This window comes from Oleiphilus sp. HI0061 (genome assembly GCF_001635675.1).
This window is the reverse complement of record NZ_LWFE01001314.1, coordinates 1-1,303: the sequence shown is the minus strand read 5'-3', so window position 1 is coordinate 1,303 and position 1,303 is coordinate 1. Positions and strand designations below refer to the sequence as shown.

The following is a 1,303-nucleotide window of genomic DNA, read 5'->3' as shown; positions in this document are numbered from 1 at the left end:
TATTTTGTTTATCTGATTTTGACCACGATAAACCCTAAATTCTTACCTGAACTGTCAACGAAACCACCCATCNAAGTGACCCGATTACGCTGAGCAAAAAACTAATTTTTAGAACACTGAACCTTGATGATAACCTGACTTTATAAGAAGGCCATCTTTGCACAAAACTAAGAAAACCGCGTACAAGTGTTTGGTACTTTTGCGCATATAACGCCGCCATTTGCGGTCGAAGTTTGATGGCGACTTTTATGCGTTTCTTTGCATAAAAGGTGACAGAAAACGAGATCCGCAAGATGGCCTTGTTACATGCACTTTGCTATACTTCGTTTTACTATGTATTACATATTAAGCAAATAGGTATCAAATATGAAGACAGAAATGCTAAGTACACGCATAGACCATGACACAAAGCTAGCATTTACTAATGTATGTGACGATATGGGTCTAAGCACCTCGCAAGCCTTAAAGCTATTTGCCAAAGCTGTTATTAATTATGGTGGAATACCTTTTGAACTTAAAGCAAAAACACCAAATACTTTGACAGCAAATGCAATTGAAGAGCTAGAGTCTGGAAATGGCACTAAAGCTGGAACTATTGAAGAGCTTTTTAACCATTTAGACATTGGTGGCTTGAAATAATGCTCACACTTGAATACGCAACGCAATTTAAAAAAGATTTTAAGAAAATTGCGAAACTGCCCATTCCTGATGTAGTTGAAGTTGGGCACGTGATTAAACTATTACAGCTTGGGGAAACTTTGCCAGATAAATATGTTGATCATATGTTGTCGGGTAATTGGCAAGGTTACCGTGATTGTCATGTTAAGCCAGACTTGCTTTTAATATATAAAGCAGATAATAACTCTTTAAAACTTGCAAGGATTGGAACTCATAGTGAGCTATTTCGCTAGCATGTAACGCTTTTATAAACGGCGCACGGCTCTATCGTGCGTCCAACGCAGGCCACGTGTTTTTGTGGCCGGAGTGATGTTTGATGAACTGGTTAGATGTTTTAGAACACCCAACTACACCAAACACCACGTTAAAACCTTTGTACTGGCCCAGAGACAAAAACACCCTAGATGGCGACTTTACCGGACTCCCTAGGAACACACCACCGACGAAGCCTCTACAAATTCAAATGTGCCTGAGAAACTTAAACAGCAGAGCGGAACAGTGGGAAAACGTGCCACCTACCCTAAAACTTTAAACGGAGGAATACATGATAAGAAACGAGCATTCCCTGCCGAATATTGAGCCCTAAACCTTAAGAGCCAAAAAACATTTAACGCCTTTAGCTGCG

2 protein-coding genes are annotated in these 1,303 nt (G+C 39.9%); both read left to right on the top strand.

The genetic code is table 11. The annotated features are described in order from the left end of the window. The first annotated feature begins 366 nt into the window (after positions 1–366). Positions 367–639, top strand: a complete 273-nt coding sequence (locus tag A3735_RS20780) for a type II toxin-antitoxin system RelB/DinJ family antitoxin (RefSeq protein ID WP_068511093.1) — start codon at positions 367–369, stop codon at positions 637–639. Then, entirely contained in the window at positions 639–911 is a 273-nt protein-coding gene (locus A3735_RS20775; protein WP_068511095.1) for a type II toxin-antitoxin system YafQ family toxin, read from the top strand. The genes A3735_RS20780 and A3735_RS20775 overlap by 1 nt, the downstream gene beginning before the upstream one ends. Positions 912–1,303: the final 392 nt, after the last annotated feature.

Coding starts and splice junctions, on each gene's coding strand:
- A3735_RS20780 (WP_068511093.1), top strand. CDS start 367: ATGAAGACAGAAATGCTAAGTACACGCATAGACCATGACACAAAGCTA.
- A3735_RS20775 (WP_068511095.1), top strand. CDS start 639: ATGCTCACACTTGAATACGCAACGCAATTTAAAAAAGATTTTAAGAAA.